Raw genomic sequence first — 15663 nt, 5'->3', positions numbered from 1 at the left:
TTCACCACAATAACTAATTCTTACCAAATAAATATTACAGGAATGTAAATTTTGTTATTTTCCGCATTTACATTCTATAGTTTTTGAATTTTTTTTGCTATCATAATAAAGGTTTTAAAACTAACGTATATCAGGGGGCATTACTTTCATGTTTAATCCAAAAAAATCAGATCCATTTTTTGTGTCATTACACAAAATTGCTGAAAACATGCGAGATGCAGTTCACTTTGCTAACGACTTTAATATCGATTCAATTGCTGATTTAAAGGAATTAAGTATCAAAGTTAAAAAATTTGAAACGGATGGTGACAATTTAATACACGAACTTATCGTCATGTTAAATAAGTCATTTATGACACCAATCGAAAGAGAAGATATTTTAGCATTAGCTATTAAAATGGACGATGTATTAGATGGTATAGAGCAATGTTTTGCTCACTTAGAGATGTTCTCCATTCCAGAATTAGACGAGTCAATGCGCACATTTTTAAAATACATAACAAGAAGTGCAGATGAAATTGTATCAGCAATCGACTTGTTAAATAAAAAAGATTTAACTTCAATGAGAAATCATATTATTTTAATCAAGGACTATGAACGCGAATGTGATGAAGTATCCCGTTCATCCATTAAACAACTATTCTTAAATGAAAAAGATCCAATCCGTTTAATTAAATACAAAGATATTTACAACCAACTGGAAGATATCGCTGACCATTGCCAAGACGTAGCAAATACACTAGAAACAATTATCATGCGCAATGCATAATAACGGAGTGGAGTTTTAGATATGGATACCATTTTAATCATCACAATATTAATCGTTATATTTGCGCTCGCATTTGACTTTATTAACGGATTTCACGATACAGCAAACGCGATTGCTACGTCTGTTTCAACCCGTGCACTGCCACCGCGTACAGCTGTAATGCTTGCTGCTATCATGAACTTCCTTGGAGCAATTTCTTTTGTAGGAGTAGCAAAAGCAATTGCTAGCGATATCGTAGACCCATTTTCACTGAATCAAACGCCAGATGATACAACGGGATCTGTCGTTATTTTAGCAGCACTTATTTCTGCGATTACATGGAACTTACTTACTTGGTATTTTGGAATTCCGTCTAGCTCTTCTCATACATTAATTGGTTCCATTGCTGGAGCAGCAATTGCTGCAGCGGGATTTGATATTCTCAATTATAAAGGTTTTATCGGCATTTTAGAGGCGTTAATTTTTTCTCCATTTATCGCTTTTGGTGTCGGATTTTTATTCATGTCAATATTCAAGTTGTTGTTTAAAAATTTAAACCTTTATCGTACCAATAAAGGATTCCGTACGATGCAAATCTTTACCGCAGCATTACAGGCTTTCACTCACGGTACGAATGACGCCCAAAAAGCGATGGGAATCATTACAATGGCTTTAATCGCTGCCGGCATCCAATCAGATAACGATGTACAAGATTGGGTACGAATTGCCTGTGCGCTTGCAATGGGATTAGGAACTTCCATCGGAGGATATAAAATCATTAAAACGGTTGGTACAAAAATTATGAAAATCCGACCTGTTAATGGCGCTGCAGCCGATTTAGCATCTGCTACTGTTATTTTTGGAGCAACCTTAATTCACTTACCGGTATCAACAACTCATGTTATCTCTTCATCCATTATGGGTGTGGGATCTGCTCAACGTGTAAAAGGTGTTAAATGGGGAGTAGCTCGTAAAATTGTTTTAACTTGGATTATTACAATGCCAATTTCAGCAGTAATTGCTAGTTGTGTTTATTTCATATTGGATTTATTCTTCTAAAATTAAAACACGAGCGTTTATAGCTCGTGTTTTTTATATTGTATTATTGGAATGACTCAATTCAAAAGGTATCATACTTTGGTTTATAGTTGGCTGATAAGTGGCATAAAAGATTGAAATGGCAACGATCACCAAAATACTAACTAAAAGCATAATACTTACGAGAATGATAGCAGCTCTCTTTCCGCTCATACAAAATCCCCTTTTTCTAATAATCGCTCTCTAATAAAATGCCTTATCTAAGTATACAATACAAGATTTAAAAAAACAGCTTCTCTTTAGGTGTATACTGTTTTATATTATAACGTTTTCGTTGCAGCTTCTTTAATTTTCTTCCGCTCCTCATAGATATTCTTTACAATTACTTTTAATACCGCATAAGTTGGAATTCCAATCATAATTGCAATAAAACCACCTATATTACCAGCAGCTAATACTACTGTAATAACCGTTAACGGATGGATATCTAAAGATTTCCCCATAACATTTGGAGTAATTAAATTGCTCTCCAATTGTTGCGCAACAAGGGTAATCACACATACCCAAATTACCAAGACTGGATCTTGAATAATGGCGACAAGAATTGCTGGCGCCAACGAAATCCATGGACCAATAAACGGAATCATATTCATAAAAAAGGAAAAAATTGAAAGTAATAAAGCGTATTCAAGTCCGATAATTAAGTATCCAATAAACATCATCGTTGCTAAAATTAAACTCACAAGTACTTGTCCCTGTACATAGTTTTTTAGTACTTCATTGATGTCTTCTAACGTATTCTTTACCCATATCCGACGCTCGCCGGTAAAAATCTTGTAAATATTTGGTGCAAATTTTTCATGATCCTTTAACATGAAAATATAAAAGAATGGAACCAAAATTAAAGTAAAAATTGTAGAAACAGTACCGCTAACAAAGTTTACAATGCTTTTACTACCTACAACGACAATGTCTTGAATAGAACTTGTTACAGAATCAACGAAGTTTTCAACTTGAGGAGGTAAATTGTCTTTGTTTTCTAGAATAAAATCCGTTGCTTCCATTATTTTATCGCCAATATTTGGGGAATTTTGCACTAAGCGGTTCACTTGTTCAGCAATCGGATTTCCGACAATTAACAATAATCCCGTTACTAATCCTGCTAATACTAATACAATCGTTGAAATACTTGCCCATCTAGGAAGCCCCTTTTTTTCTAGCCAACGCTGGAAAGGCTCTGATATGTAAAAAAGGACGCCACTTAATAACACTGGAATAAAAATTGTTTTGATAATAATAACAATGGGATTAAAAATCCAATGAATTTCTATTACATATTTAATAATTAATAAGGCAATTAATAATCCAATTCCCACTTGAAACCATAATTTTTTTGTCATGTTCACTCACCCCTACCCAAGTTTAACACTTCCTGAAAATTCCTATACAAATCTATTTTCGTTTATAAAAAAGAATCAATAAAGAGTGTTTAATTGCGAGCATTTTCCACTCATTACAATTCGGTTGGAAGTTTTATTTTCCAAGGATTAATGTTTTTATGAGTGCAAACTGTTCACGAATATGTAACTTCTGCTCAACAATTTTCGGTGTTTTTGATGCAACTATGTCCACTTCTAAGTCCAGTTTATTTGCTAATATTTTTGCACGTGCACAGTGAAAATCGCTTGTAATAAGCGTAACGTTTTTTGTATTGGTTGGCAGTAATTTTTTTGAATATAGCAAATTTTCGTATGTAGACGTTGCTTGTTCTTCAAGGATAATTCGATATTCTTCAATTCCTGATTCCACTAAAAATGTGTACATTGCTTCAGCTTCACTAATCGGTTCGTCCAACCCTTTCCCACCAGAAACGATGACGTTTACATGAGGATAGGATTTCAAATACTTTATCGCCTCTTTCAAACGATACTGCAAAGTTAAGCTTGGTCTTCCATCCGATTCTACTTTCGCTCCTAATAAAATCGCATATTCATAAGTACCATCTGCAACCGGTATTGGCTGTTTCATGGTTTTATAGGACCAAGTAAATAAAGCTACACTACTCACTATTAAAATTCCTAATATTATTAAAAAACTTTTTTTCATATCATCACCTTAAGGTTTTCTCTTAGTACTTACGTTTAAACGATTATAAAGTTCCAAAATTATACTTTAGAAACGTGGAATTTTTCTTTGAAAGTCCACTTCCCCAAAAACTGACAATGAAAAAAAGACCGTGACACTCAACATGTTACGGTCTTTCCTTTATTGAATATTAATCTTCTAAATCTGCGTTATGATATACACGTTGTACATCTTCAAGATCTTCTAATGCATCAATCATTTTTTCAAATTTCACTTTGTCTTCCCCAGTTAGTTTTACTTCAGTTTGTGGAAGCATTGTTAATTCAGCTACTGTAAACTCTTCAATACCTGCTGCTTTGAATGCTTCTTGAGCAACATGGAATTGATCTGGCTCCGCATAAACGATTGTGATTCCCTCTTCATCAAACACATCACGTGCATCAATATCCGCTTCTAATAAAATTTCTAATACTTCATCTACTGACTTACCTTCAATTCCAAATACCGCAGTAGAATCAAACATATATGATACCGAACCTGTTACACCCATATTTCCTCCGTTTTTGCCAAAAGCAGCACGGACTTCTGAAACGGTACGGTTCACATTGTTTGTTAACGCATCAACAATCACCATTGTTCCACCGACACCGAAGCCTTCGTAACGAAGTTCATCATAATCTTCTCCGCCAGCACCTTTTGCTTTTTCAATGGCACGATCAATAATATGTTTAGGTACATTATATGTTTTTGCTCTTTCTAATACTGCCTTTAATGCCTGATTTAATTCTGGGTCTGGTTCACCTTTTTTTGCAGCTACATAAATTTCCTTACCAAATTTTGCATAAATTCGGCTGGTGTTTTTATCTTTTTCTGCTTTTTTATCTTTAATATTATTCCATTTGCGACCCATTGGATTCACTCTCTTTCCTATTCAAAATATCAGTAAAATTTCATTCTAACAAATACGACTGTATCATTATACACCATGATTTCTTTGATGAAAATAATCGCTACTTGATTTTTTTGTAAAATGCCTTTATAATATCAACCTTTAATCTTCCATCTCTTCTATTATTTTGCTCAATAATGCTTCGCAACCATCTACAACTAAGTCATATGTCTCTTGGAAATCCCCCGTATAATATGGATCTGGAACGTCTTTTTTGTGTGAAGTTAAATCAAGAAAACGGAAAATTTTTGGATGTTCCGTTTGACCTAATATTCTACATATATCCCTTATATTACTTTCATCCATACCAACAATATAATCAAACTTTTCAAAATCATCTTTTTTCAATTGCCGCGCAGTGATTCCTTCTGTGGAAATATTATATTCTTTTAATTTGTTGGAAGTACCGTAATGCGGTGGTTCTCCGACGTGCCATGAACTTGTTCCAGCAGAATCCACTTCGATTTTATCTTCTAATCCTCTCTTTTTTAGCAAGTCTCTAAATACTGCTTCAGCCATTGGCGAGCGGCAAATATTTCCTAAGCATACAAAAAGTACACGTTTCATCATAACAACCCCTTTTGAAAAAGCACCTTCCGATGACGGAAAGTGCTAATTATTTTCCATTTGTTCGTTGTATTTCTTCTGTTAATCTTTGAAGCTCTTTTTCTAAAAAGGCAGTGTATTCATCCCGCGCTTCTTTTCCAGCAGGAACGGTAAAAGGTTTACCATATATTAAATACCCTTTTTGTCTTTTTATTACTTCTTTTATATTTTTTGGACCAATATAGGCTGCTGGAACAACTTTCGATTTTGTAAGTTGAGCAATAGTAATTGCTCCTTGTTTTAACTCTGTGTTATTTGTTGTACGAGTACCGCTCGGGAAAATTCCAACAATTTTTCCTTCTTTTAGAAGTTGACGAGGTATTTTAATCACGCTCGGTCCCGGATTTTCACGATCGACAGGAAAAGCGTTCAGTTTTTTAATCAACCAACCTAACCCTTTAATATCAAATAGTTGTTTTTTTGCCATAAAATGTATTTGTCTAGGATATATGGAAAGACCTAGGTTTAAAATATCAATATATCCATTATGTGTACACGCAACGATGTATCCCTCATCCTTTGGTAAATTTTCCTTACCATATACCTTCGCTTTTGATCCATTTATTGTTAAAAACACGTTAACTACTCTAGCTCCGAAATCGTATAACACTGTTGATTCCTACCCTTAAATTTTTTTATTCATTCTTATTTTAAAGAAAACATCCCTTTCTTTCAATCTCATCACAAACTTACACTTCTCCCACTAATATATCCAAATCAATCGTCAATTCCTCTAAAGATATATCATGGGTTTCTGCATGCCATCCTAGAGGAGTCATTTCAATTAATTTAGGAATTAGTTCCTTTTCAATAGGCACTTTATAAGTAATTCTTTGTTGTGACACGTTCATAAATTGCTCATGAAATCGAACGACAGTTTGCTCGTTAGAATAAAGCTCTTTTTTTGAGTTTGCAAATACTTGTTTTCTTAATTCCATTAAATATTCGGATTGGGGAACTACTTTAATCAATTTTCCCCCTTGCTTTAACAGGCGTTTAAACTCACCATAGTTTGCTGGCGATAAAATATTCAATATTACGTCAAATGATTGTTCACGAAAAGGACTATCTGCTAAATCTCCAACGCACCAAATTTTCCGGTCATAATATTTTGCCGCAGTAATAATTCCTTCTTTAGCAATATCAACCCCTACACCAACTACCTCATCATTTAACTGCTCACAAATACGAGCCAAATGGGAACCTTCCCCGCATCCAGTATCTAAAATTGTCTTAACTGAATTTCCAATGATAGTTGCTACTTGTTTATGCATTTCATTGAACAAACCGCTATCAATTACAACTTTACGAGATTCAAATAAATTTTTCGTATACATAGAACGGACAGGTTTTGTCAAAAAATTCACATATCCTTGTTTTGCAATCGTAAAGTTATGACGATTACTACAGAAAACCTCTCCGTCATCATGGACATCCATTTCATTATTACAAATCGGACAAGAAAACAATCTTCTATTTTCTTTCATAAATTCTATGCTGTTTTGCCGTTTTGAGCGCTTTCCCATTGTTATTTCCTTTCAATATACTGTGATATTAATGATTAGTAGTTGCTTGATCCATGTTCATTTTATAAGAAGGTTGATGAATATTAACAAATTGTTCTAGTGAATGATGAATTTTTTGGATATCCTCTACTGTAAGCTTTTTATCAGTTCGTTTTTTCCAAAAACGCTTTAATTCATTTACTTTTATTACTGTCACATTATTTGATTTCGTCATAATTTTTTTTAATGAACAACTGTCTGTAAATAGAACGATTGAATGAAATAAATCCTCTTTTACATTCGTCAAACTTTTCTTCAGGTTTAATACTGCTCTTTTCATTTCGTTGATTGGGTTTTCAAATGTGTTCAATTTATCTTGTTTATGTACTGCTTGAGCCCATTGCCCATCTTGTTCTCTACCATAAATCCAGCCATTCATAGATTGAATTGAAAAAATATAAATGCCAGATTCATGAATAACAATCGCATCGATATTTTTAATAGCACCGTTAAATGCAACATTTACTAACAGTTTGTGTTCACCTTGTAAATATTTTAAAGACTGAACTAATTTATATGTATTTTTTACATGTGGATTTGTCCAAATACTATATAAAGAATGTCCTGTGATTTTTCTAAATTCACTATTTTCAAATGAGTATAGACGAAGAGCAAAAAGGATTCCAATCATAATGGTAACAATAAGTAATAAAATTCCCATATCCATACCCCCTTATGTTATTCATTATTCTACCAAATGCACCTTGTATTGGCTATGATAACCCGTTTGAATCGAATCTATTTTTTGCCTTTATTGTTTGGTGAAAAATATCGAAATTTCCTAGGAAATATTGTCGATTCAATTTCTTTGAACTCTTTCTTTGTCGACTGTGACTTTTTCTTCCCTTAAGCAACTAATTTTATGACAGGATAAAAAGGAGAAATCATATGAAAAAAGGCATTATTATTAGTTTCATTATCCTTGTGACTAGTGCATTCTTCATTATATTTGTTTGGAACGGTAATCAAAATTCATCTAATGATGAACATTTATCGAAAGCTCCGCCATTTCAACATGAAAAGCCAACTGCAGTAGAATTGATACAGCAAATTATGAACTATGCTGCGGAAGGAAAGGTTTACCAAAGTTCCATCATTGCTGGAAACTCAACATTTAAAGATGTCGAAAAAATATTAGGTTCACCTGAAAGAATTGAAAATACAACTGTTGGAAGTTATGCTTATTACCCTGCACACAATTTATCAATCGGAATGGATGGACAGCAAATTTTTGATATTCGTTCCTATGACAAACATCTATCCCAAATTCATATGCAAGATATTCAAGATGTACTGGGAGCACCTGAACAAACAACTTATTATGAAGATGAGACAACAGCTCAGATTATTTTGTATTACACTGTCAATGATTATTACTTGATTAAATGGATTTTGCCAAAGCCGTCGAACGATTTGCCTAACCCGAAAGTGCATCATATCTCAATTCTTACTAAAAATAATCCATCAAAGTACGCAAACTTAGTAGACAATATGACTTTAGAAGAAAAGATTGGTCAAATGTTCTTTATCGGTTTTTCAGGGGAAAAGTTGAATGATCAGGTAAAACGTTTAATTGTGGAAAGAAAAATTGGAGGCATCATCTTCTTTAAAGATAATTTACAGTCTAGTCAGCAAATTACCTCATTATTAAATGAAGTGAAAAGTCTTAACAACAATAATAAATATCCTATTTTTTTAGGGATTGACCAGGAAGGCGGAAGCATCAACCGACTGCCAAAAGAAATTGCAAGTTTACCGACAAATTATTCTGTTGGATTAAAAAATAATGAAGTTTTTGCATATGAATACGGAAAATTGTTAGGAAAACAATTAGCTACATTCGGCTTTAATCTGAATTTCGCTCCGGTTTTAGATGTGAATAGCAACCCAAACAATCCGGTAATCAGTCACCGTGCTATTAGTCATGATCCAACAATCGTTGCAGCCTTAGGAATTCAAATGATGAAAGGAATACAATCTGAAAATATCATACCGGTTATAAAACACTTTCCTGGCCATGGCGATACTTCCGTCGATTCTCACCTAGCTCTCCCTATGGTGAATAAATCAATAAAAGAATTAGATCAAGTCGAATTACTCCCGTTCAAAAAGGCAATTGAAGAAAATGCAGATGTTGTGATGATAGCTCACATTTTATTACCGCAAATCGATAAACAATATCCTGCATCTATATCAAAAACCATCATTACAGAGTTATTGCGAGAAAAACTCGGTTTTAACGGTGTTGTCATCACAGATGATATGACGATGAAAGCAATTACCAACCACTATTCATTACAAGAAGCTGCTTTACTATCAGTAAAAGCTGGAAATGATATGATTTTAATTGCTCATGATGAAGATAAGATTTTTTCTATCATCGATGAACTTGTTACTTCAGTTCAACGTGGTGAAATTTCTGAACAGCGGATTAATGAAAGCGTTATGCGAATTCTAAAGCTAAAAGAAAAATATCAACTTAGCCACTCACTAATTCCAAATGCAAACATAGAAGAATTAAACAAAGAAATTCATACTATTCTTAACAAGTATAATTAATATTTTCATCTAATTTGTAAATAATAAAGTTAAAACAAAGCTACTATAATTTAGAACATGTTTCCTCTTAGGAAATCTGGAAAAGACGGAGGTTTTCACTGTGGAGATTATGGACTATAATGCAATTCCAGCATATCTTGAATCAACCGAACTAACTTTTGAATTGGAAAGTGTTGGAATATACGAAAACATTATGTTCCCAGTATCAGCGAAAGAAATTTCTCCTCAAGTAGAAGTTCAATATAATTTAGAAATAGAAAAGAATACTCAAAAAAGTGTTGATGAGGGGCATTCGCCGTGGAGACTTGATGCTATTGCAACCACACAAGTGTTTGTAAGTCTTCAAATCTCACCAAGCGGTATTGAAGGGGAATACCCTATTGAACTGGAGAATTTAAAATTGCTTCATAGCGATAACGAACTAGCAATCGTTGAAGTGGATGATTCAGATACAAACATTCAAACAGTATACTTAAAAAGGCTTATTCGACAAGATGAAACAGGCATTTGGACGGTTATAGGATATGATGTAAAAGAAAAATAAAAAGGTGATGCGATAATCGCATCACCTTACTTCATTATTCGATTTCTTCTGTCCATTTAGCTACTTTTTCAGCATTTTCTTCAACCCATTTGCTCGCAGCATCTGCTGGACTCATACCATTACTGATATCAAGCATTACTGATTCCATATCTGCCGTTGTCCAGTGGAAATTATCTAACACTTTAAATGCATCTGGCATTTCATCTTCTAACCCTTTTCTTACAAATGTGTTAATTGTTTCTTCCCCACCAAATACTCCTTTTGGATCTTCTAAATACTTCAATTCGTATTTCGCAAATTTCCAGTGAGGAGTCCATCCAGTGACAACAATTTCTTCTTTATTTTTAATTGCTTCTCCTAAAGCAACCGCCATCGCCCCTGAAGAAGATGGTACTAATTCCCAATCGGCTAAATTTTCATATTCTTGAAGGGCTCTTTCCGTTGCTTGCATTACACCGGCACCTGATTCAATGCCTGTTATTTGCATATTAGCGTGTTTATTCAAATCCTCAATGGAGTCTACATTTTCCATGTATTCAGGTACAACTAATCCAATTTTTGCACCTGATAAGTTTTCACCTAAGTCAACAATATCATCCTTATATGCTTCATATTGTTCACCATGAGTAACTGGTAACCACGCCGCTACCGATGCGTCTGCTTCTCCATTTGCAACAGCTTCCCACATAATGGCATTATCTAGTGGCGTTAATGTTACATCATAACCTAAATCTTCTAACACCTTTCCAATGACATGAGTTGATGCTATTTCAGAATCCCATTCAACATACGCTAAATTGATTTCTTTATCCTCTTCCTTATTTGAATTGTCAACATCATTAGAAGATCCATTTCCACACGCAGCTAAAGCTGCACTCAAACCTAAAGCTAGTCCAATCATCTTTAATTTTTTAAATTTCATTATATACTTCCTTCCTATTAATATTTCTTTTTATTTAAACTTTGTGTTAAGCGATCAATGATAATGGCAAAGATAACTAAACTGATACCTGCAACGAATCCATTTCCTACTTGAGCTCTTTGCAGTGCCGACAATACATCCCGACCTAATCCAGGTGCACCAATCATCGATGCAATGACGACCATTGATAATGATAAAAGCACTGTCTGGTTAATGCCTGCCATAATTGTTGATTTGGCTAATGGAAGCTCTAATTTATACAATTTTTGCCAACCTGTACTTCCATAGGAATCCGCAGCTTCCACCAACTCTTTCGGCACTTGTCTTATACCTAAATTCGTAAATCTTACCGTAGGCGGCAATGCGAAAATGACCGATGCAAAAACACCCGGTACGACACCAATACCAAAAAAGGCTACGGCAGGTATTAAATATACAAATCCCGGCATTGTTTGCATGAAGTCCAAAATCGGCTTAATGATATTCTCCGCAACATTACTTTTTGACATTAAAATTCCGATTGGTATACCAATAATGATTGCAATGATACTTGAAAACACCACTAACGTGACGGTATTCATGAGTTCTTTCCAAAGATCTTGATTGTAAATAAACGTTAATCCAACAATCGTAAATACCGCTAATCCGAATTTCTTTTTTGTGGCAAAGAAGGCGATGATAGCGACAATGAGGATGAACAAAATAGGTGGAATAAGCAGCAATAAATCCGTAAAGGATTCCATCGAATTTTTGCCCCATTTTTGAATAAAGGAAAACATTGAGGCAAAATTGTCTGTTAATAAATCCATGAACGTTTCAACCCAATCAGCAACTGGAAGTGAAGGAATAAAGTCGAGCATTTTATTCATCATCAACACCTCCATTACCGTTAGATGAAGAGAGTGTCTCAATCACTACTCCTCTTATTAATACGCCAAGTAATTTTCCGTTTTCCACGACGGCAATCGGTGTAGGTGAATCGGACATCGGCCCTAACACGTCTTGAATTAACGTATCTGGTGGTACCGTCTGCATATCATTTCTTAATATTCCATGTAGATGCCTTTCACCACGCTTAGATGCTTCAAGGGCATCGTTAGCAGTAATATATCCTTTAAAGTTTCTTTGTTTATCAACCGCTAAGATGACGCTCACTTTTTCTTCTCTCATCAACTGTAAAGCAACTTTTGGTCCATCAGCTTCAACGTTAATGGATACTGGACGTATCATTGCGTTTTCGACAGTCAATACTTTCGAACGGTCGACATCTTCAGTGAAGCTTCGAACATAATCGTTCGCTGGATTTGTTAATATTTCTTCTCCTGTTCCGATTTGAATAATTTCACCATCTTTCATTAACGCAATGCGATCCCCTATGCGAAGGGCTTCATTTAAATCATGAGTAATAAATACAATTGTCTTCTTCATTCTTTGTTGCAAATCTAATAATTCATCTTGCATTTCTTTCCGAATGAGTGGATCGAGCGCAGAAAAAGCTTCATCCATTAGTAAAATATCCGGATCATTAGCAAGTGCTCTTGCAAGACCAACCCGTTGTTGCATTCCGCCTGATAATTGGCTTGGATACTGGTCTTTATAAGGCAACAGTCCAGCATTGTCTAAAGCCTTTTCTGCTTTCAATCGCCTTTCCTCTTTTGGAACTCCCTTAATTTCGAGACCATATTCTGTATTTTGCAAAATTGTTCGATGAGGAAATAATCCAAAGTTTTGGAAAACCATGCTCATTTTATCTCTTCGAATTTTTCTTAATTCCTTTTTATTTAATTTGGAGATATTTTGTCCGTCGATGTATATGTTTCCGTTAGTAGGGTCTATTAATCGATTTAATAGACGGATTAATGTCGATTTACCGCTGCCCGAAAGACCCATGATTACAAAAATTTCTCCTTCGTTTACTGTGAAATTCGCATCGTAAACCCCTATTGTTGCGCCGGTTTCTTTGAGAATTTCTGTTTTGCTTTTTTTCTGTTCCACGAGTTTCATCGCAGCATTTATATGTTTACCGAAAATTTTCGTCACATGTTCAACTTTAATTTTTTCCATCTCATACTCCTTTCCACCATTTTTATCTATTTAAAAATGAATAGAATGTTACAAAAGTGACAACTCAATATTAACAACAGGTTGTTACTTTTGTCAAATTGCTAATCTCGGAAACTACAAAAATATAATAAGAAAGGCTTACAAAAGCTCAATTTTGCTTCTGTAAGCCTTTTTTAATTAGGAAATAGAAATTTTTGTACTCTTTCTAGACATTCATCGTTTCCAATAAAATAGATGACATCGTTCAGTTCAATTGTGGTATATGGTCCAGGTGAAATGATCAGTTCTTCCCCACGACGTATACCTACAATCGTTGCCATTGTATGATGCCAAAAATTTATTTCGCCAATCGTTTTAGATAAGTATGGGGAATTCTTTATTACTTCTAAATGAAATGGAACAAAAGGATTAATTGAACGAAAGCGCTCTGTTCGGCTGACTAATCTTTCTGCAGTCTCTTTTAGTTGATCCAGTTCCTTTTTTTGTCGGTCAATGCTCTCTAACATTTCCAATTGTATTTGATGAATGGATTGAACATCTAAAAACTGCTTTATATAATTTGCCGCTTTTTCATAAGACTTAATAACAACACCGCTCCCTTTCGTAGCTTCCACAATTTCTAAGTCTTGTAGAACGGCAATAGCTCTCCTTGCAGTTTCAGCTGAGACCCCATACTGACTTGCCAATGAAGATCTTGCATATATTTTTTCGCCTATTAAATATTTCCCCTCAACAATTTTTGACGCTATGTCGGCAGCAATTTTTTGATATTTTGGTTGCTTTACAATCTTTAATTCTTTATCTCCCATCTATTGCATCAACCTTTCATTCCGTTACTACAAAGTTAAATATAATCGATGTCTATATCAGTAGCCAGTTTTTTCTCTAAAAAAATATTTTCATTTGTATATTGACCTTCACGTTACGTCAACCTTTATGATGAAGTTGTCAGGAGGGATTTCAATGGAGTACACAATTAGTCAATTAGCAAAATTAGCAGGCATCAGTACAAGAACATTGCGATATTACGATGAAATTAATTTATTAAAACCAAAACGAATCAACAGCTCTGGCTATCGGATTTATGGTCAAGAAGAAGTGAATCGATTGCAACAAATTCTATTTTTCCGGGAATTAGACGTCAACATTGAAACAATTATTTCAATCATGAATGATCCAAATTACGATTCAATAAAAGCGTTGGAAAATCATTTAATACAGCTTAGAAATAAGAGATCCCGCCTAGACCGATTAATTGAATCCGTAAAAAAAACGATTGCCCATGAGAAAGGAGAAATGATGATGAGCAATGAAGAAAAATTTGAAGCTTTTAAGGAAAAGCTGATAGAAGAAAATGAACAAAAATATGGTGAGGAAATTCGCCAAAAATATGGTGAGAATGTCGTCAGCAAGTCCAACGAAAAATTCCGTAACATGTCGAAAGAAGACTACGAAAGATTTGTGCAACTTGGAGACGAAATACTAAAACTACTAGCAAAAGCTTATGAAATTGGAGATCCTACATCACCACTTGCACAAGAGCTTGCCGCGAAACATAAACAGTGGCTCACTTTCACTTGGCCATCTTATTCAAAAGAAGCTCACCGGGGACTTGCGGAAATGTATGTCGCTGATGAACGCTTTAAAGCTTATTATGACCAAAAAGTTACGGGTCGTACAGAATTTTTGAGAGATGCCATTATTCATTACCTTGAAAACAATTCATAACAGATATAGTGAAAAGTCGCTCCGAATTTAATCGGGCGACTTTTTCCACTTTTTATAAGTATTGAATGATTTCTTAAAAAATTGGAAATAATAGCTGAAGAAACAATCGTTCACTAACTGCTCATAAAGGAGATTTGCCCTAATGATGCAAAAAAATGAGAAAAAGCTAACAAAAGTTAAATACAACCACGACAACCGAGAATACATAATTTTAAATAAATGTCCGCACTGCAATTTAGATATACATCCTACGGTTGAAAATACCTATCGATTTGAAAATAAAAGTTTTGAAATTCATATTTTGTCATTAACTTGCCCTTCCTGCCGAAAAGACTATTTTGTTGTTAATAATTGTGGAGAACTAAACAATATCCAAGAGCGATACTTGTTAACGATACCGGGTCATACATTTCAAGATGAATCTCTCATTCAAAATACATCGAAGAAATTTCAAAATTTATATACCCAATCCATCCATGCAGAATTGCAAGGAAATGATGATATCGCCTTTTTTGGATATATTAAATCTCTTGAAGTACTTGTGAAAGATATCGCAATGATCGAACACCCTGATTCTGAAGATATGGTGCTATTCAGCAGCCTTATTCAGTGTTTAGAAAAATTCCACTCAACTAATATTCATTTATTCTCAAAAAAATTGTTGGAAGTATTAAAAAACGACTATTTGCATTATCAAAAGGGGCCGGAGTTTTCCTCATACACAGAACTTGTTAAAGACTGCATCGATTACTTCTTATTGTATTTAGAGTTATTGCAAAAAACTTTTTCATTAAATGATAAACGGACAGAAAAAGAAGCTTGAAAATAGGAAATTGCTCTTATCCACTATTTGCA

Annotated in this window: 17 protein-coding genes; 6 read left to right on the top strand and 11 right to left on the bottom strand. The window is 34.3% G+C overall.

Features of this window, described 5'->3' with window-relative positions; genetic code table 11:
- The first annotated feature begins 148 nt into the window (after positions 1-148).
- Together NST00_RS04355 and NST00_RS04350 are read left to right on the top strand one after the other, a co-directional pair.
- Positions 149-769 carry a DUF47 domain-containing protein gene (locus NST00_RS04355; RefSeq protein ID WP_016838358.1) on the top strand — a complete coding sequence of 207 codons (621 nt, stop codon included), beginning with the start codon at positions 149-151 and terminating at the stop codon, positions 767-769.
- A gap of 21 nt (positions 770-790) precedes the next feature.
- The gene (locus NST00_RS04350; protein WP_340709664.1) at positions 791-1807 is read left to right on the top strand and encodes an inorganic phosphate transporter; all 1017 of its coding nucleotides are present in this window, start codon (positions 791-793) and stop codon (positions 1805-1807) included.
- Positions 1808-2106: 299 nt separating this feature from the next.
- Here NST00_RS04350 and NST00_RS04345 read toward each other — a convergent pair whose 3' ends face one another.
- The 7 genes from NST00_RS04345 to NST00_RS04315 all read right to left on the bottom strand — a co-directional run bounded on the left by NST00_RS04345 (position 2107) and on the right by NST00_RS04315 (position 7652).
- Positions 2107-3186, bottom strand: a complete 1080-nt coding sequence (locus NST00_RS04345) for an AI-2E family transporter (protein WP_339287722.1) — start codon at positions 3184-3186, stop codon at positions 2107-2109.
- Positions 3187-3319: 133 nt separating this feature from the next.
- Positions 3320-3853: a YdcF family protein gene (locus NST00_RS04340; RefSeq protein ID WP_340709663.1), complete on the bottom strand. Its 534-nt coding sequence runs from the start codon at positions 3851-3853 to the stop codon at positions 3320-3322.
- A gap of 208 nt (positions 3854-4061) precedes the next feature.
- Entirely contained in the window at positions 4062-4781 is a 720-nt protein-coding gene (locus NST00_RS04335; RefSeq protein ID WP_016838363.1) for a YebC/PmpR family DNA-binding transcriptional regulator, read from the bottom strand.
- Between the two features lie 141 nt (positions 4782-4922).
- The gene (locus NST00_RS04330; protein ID WP_016838364.1) at positions 4923-5387 is read right to left on the bottom strand and encodes a low molecular weight protein-tyrosine-phosphatase; all 465 of its coding nucleotides are present in this window, start codon (positions 5385-5387) and stop codon (positions 4923-4925) included.
- A gap of 49 nt (positions 5388-5436) precedes the next feature.
- Positions 5437-6003, bottom strand: a complete 567-nt coding sequence (locus tag NST00_RS04325; RefSeq protein WP_340709662.1) for a lysophospholipid acyltransferase family protein — start codon at positions 6001-6003, stop codon at positions 5437-5439.
- 112 nt (positions 6004-6115) lie between these two features.
- On the bottom strand, positions 6116-6952 hold the full coding sequence (locus NST00_RS04320) for a putative RNA methyltransferase (protein ID WP_016838366.1): 837 nt from the start codon (positions 6950-6952) through the stop codon (positions 6116-6118).
- 28 nt (positions 6953-6980) lie between these two features.
- Positions 6981-7652: a nuclease-related domain-containing protein gene (locus NST00_RS04315; RefSeq protein WP_340709661.1), complete on the bottom strand. Its 672-nt coding sequence runs from the start codon at positions 7650-7652 to the stop codon at positions 6981-6983.
- Positions 7653-7879: 227 nt separating this feature from the next.
- Between NST00_RS04315 and nagZ the strand changes: the two genes are divergently transcribed.
- Positions 7880-9550: a beta-N-acetylhexosaminidase gene (gene nagZ, locus NST00_RS04310; protein WP_340709660.1), complete on the top strand. Its 1671-nt coding sequence runs from the start codon at positions 7880-7882 to the stop codon at positions 9548-9550.
- 100 nt (positions 9551-9650) lie between these two features.
- Positions 9651-10094: a hypothetical protein gene (locus NST00_RS04305; RefSeq protein ID WP_168412100.1), complete on the top strand. Its 444-nt coding sequence runs from the start codon at positions 9651-9653 to the stop codon at positions 10092-10094.
- A gap of 34 nt (positions 10095-10128) precedes the next feature.
- Here the strand turns inward: NST00_RS04305 and NST00_RS04300 are convergent, their stop codons facing one another.
- The 4 genes from NST00_RS04300 to NST00_RS04285 all read right to left on the bottom strand — a co-directional run bounded on the left by NST00_RS04300 (position 10129) and on the right by NST00_RS04285 (position 13889).
- Complete coding sequence (locus tag NST00_RS04300; RefSeq protein ID WP_340709659.1) at positions 10129-11016, bottom strand: glycine betaine ABC transporter substrate-binding protein; 888 nt, start codon at positions 11014-11016, stop codon at positions 10129-10131.
- Between the two features lie 17 nt (positions 11017-11033).
- Positions 11034-11885: an ABC transporter permease gene (locus NST00_RS04295; protein ID WP_016838371.1), complete on the bottom strand. Its 852-nt coding sequence runs from the start codon at positions 11883-11885 to the stop codon at positions 11034-11036.
- Positions 11878-13080, bottom strand: a complete 1203-nt coding sequence (locus NST00_RS04290) for a quaternary amine ABC transporter ATP-binding protein (RefSeq protein ID WP_016838372.1) — start codon at positions 13078-13080, stop codon at positions 11878-11880. The genes NST00_RS04295 and NST00_RS04290 overlap by 8 nt, the downstream gene beginning before the upstream one ends.
- Before the next feature lie 173 nt (positions 13081-13253).
- Positions 13254-13889 carry a TrkA C-terminal domain-containing protein gene (locus NST00_RS04285; RefSeq protein WP_016838373.1) on the bottom strand — a complete coding sequence of 212 codons (636 nt, stop codon included), beginning with the start codon at positions 13887-13889 and terminating at the stop codon, positions 13254-13256.
- A 154-nt stretch (positions 13890-14043) separates the two neighbouring features.
- On the opposite strand from NST00_RS04285, the gene NST00_RS04280 reads away from it, so the two are divergent.
- Both NST00_RS04280 and NST00_RS04275 read left to right on the top strand, forming a co-directional pair.
- Positions 14044-14808 carry a MerR family transcriptional regulator gene (locus tag NST00_RS04280; RefSeq protein ID WP_016838374.1) on the top strand — a complete coding sequence of 255 codons (765 nt, stop codon included), beginning with the start codon at positions 14044-14046 and terminating at the stop codon, positions 14806-14808.
- Positions 14809-14950: 142 nt separating this feature from the next.
- Entirely contained in the window at positions 14951-15631 is a 681-nt protein-coding gene (locus tag NST00_RS04275) for a hypothetical protein (protein ID WP_340709658.1), read from the top strand.
- The last annotated feature ends 32 nt before the right edge of the window (positions 15632-15663 follow it).

This window comes from Ureibacillus sp. FSL K6-0165 (assembly GCF_038004285.1).
In the GTDB taxonomy this organism is placed as follows: Bacteria; Bacillota; Bacilli; order Bacillales_A; family Planococcaceae; genus Ureibacillus; species Ureibacillus thermosphaericus.
This window is presented reverse-complemented; position numbering and strand designations above follow the sequence as displayed.

What these genes read in the sequence shown, in the direction of transcription:
- NST00_RS04355 (WP_016838358.1), top strand. Translation starts at nt 149, where the DNA reads ATGTTTAATCCAAAAAAATCAGATCCATTTTTTGTGTCATTACACAAA.
- NST00_RS04350 (WP_340709664.1), top strand. Translation starts at nt 791, where the DNA reads ATGGATACCATTTTAATCATCACAATATTAATCGTTATATTTGCGCTC.
- NST00_RS04345 (WP_339287722.1), bottom strand. Translation starts at nt 3,186, where the DNA reads ATGACAAAAAAATTATGGTTTCAAGTGGGAATTGGATTATTAATTGCC.
- NST00_RS04335 (WP_016838363.1), bottom strand. Translation starts at nt 4,781, where the DNA reads ATGGGTCGCAAATGGAATAATATTAAAGATAAAAAAGCAGAAAAAGAT.
- NST00_RS04330 (WP_016838364.1), bottom strand. Translation starts at nt 5,387, where the DNA reads ATGAAACGTGTACTTTTTGTATGCTTAGGAAATATTTGCCGCTCGCCA.
- NST00_RS04320 (WP_016838366.1), bottom strand. Translation starts at nt 6,952, where the DNA reads ATGGGAAAGCGCTCAAAACGGCAAAACAGCATAGAATTTATGAAAGAA.
- NST00_RS04315 (WP_340709661.1), bottom strand. Translation starts at nt 7,652, where the DNA reads ATGGGAATTTTATTACTTATTGTTACCATTATGATTGGAATCCTTTTT.
- nagZ (WP_340709660.1), top strand. Translation starts at nt 7,880, where the DNA reads ATGAAAAAAGGCATTATTATTAGTTTCATTATCCTTGTGACTAGTGCA.
- NST00_RS04300 (WP_340709659.1), bottom strand. Translation starts at nt 11,016, where the DNA reads ATGAAATTTAAAAAATTAAAGATGATTGGACTAGCTTTAGGTTTGAGT.
- NST00_RS04295 (WP_016838371.1), bottom strand. Translation starts at nt 11,885, where the DNA reads ATGAATAAAATGCTCGACTTTATTCCTTCACTTCCAGTTGCTGATTGG.
- NST00_RS04290 (WP_016838372.1), bottom strand. Translation starts at nt 13,080, where the DNA reads ATGGAAAAAATTAAAGTTGAACATGTGACGAAAATTTTCGGTAAACAT.
- NST00_RS04285 (WP_016838373.1), bottom strand. Translation starts at nt 13,889, where the DNA reads ATGGGAGATAAAGAATTAAAGATTGTAAAGCAACCAAAATATCAAAAA.
- NST00_RS04280 (WP_016838374.1), top strand. Translation starts at nt 14,044, where the DNA reads ATGGAGTACACAATTAGTCAATTAGCAAAATTAGCAGGCATCAGTACA.
- NST00_RS04275 (WP_340709658.1), top strand. Translation starts at nt 14,951, where the DNA reads ATGATGCAAAAAAATGAGAAAAAGCTAACAAAAGTTAAATACAACCAC.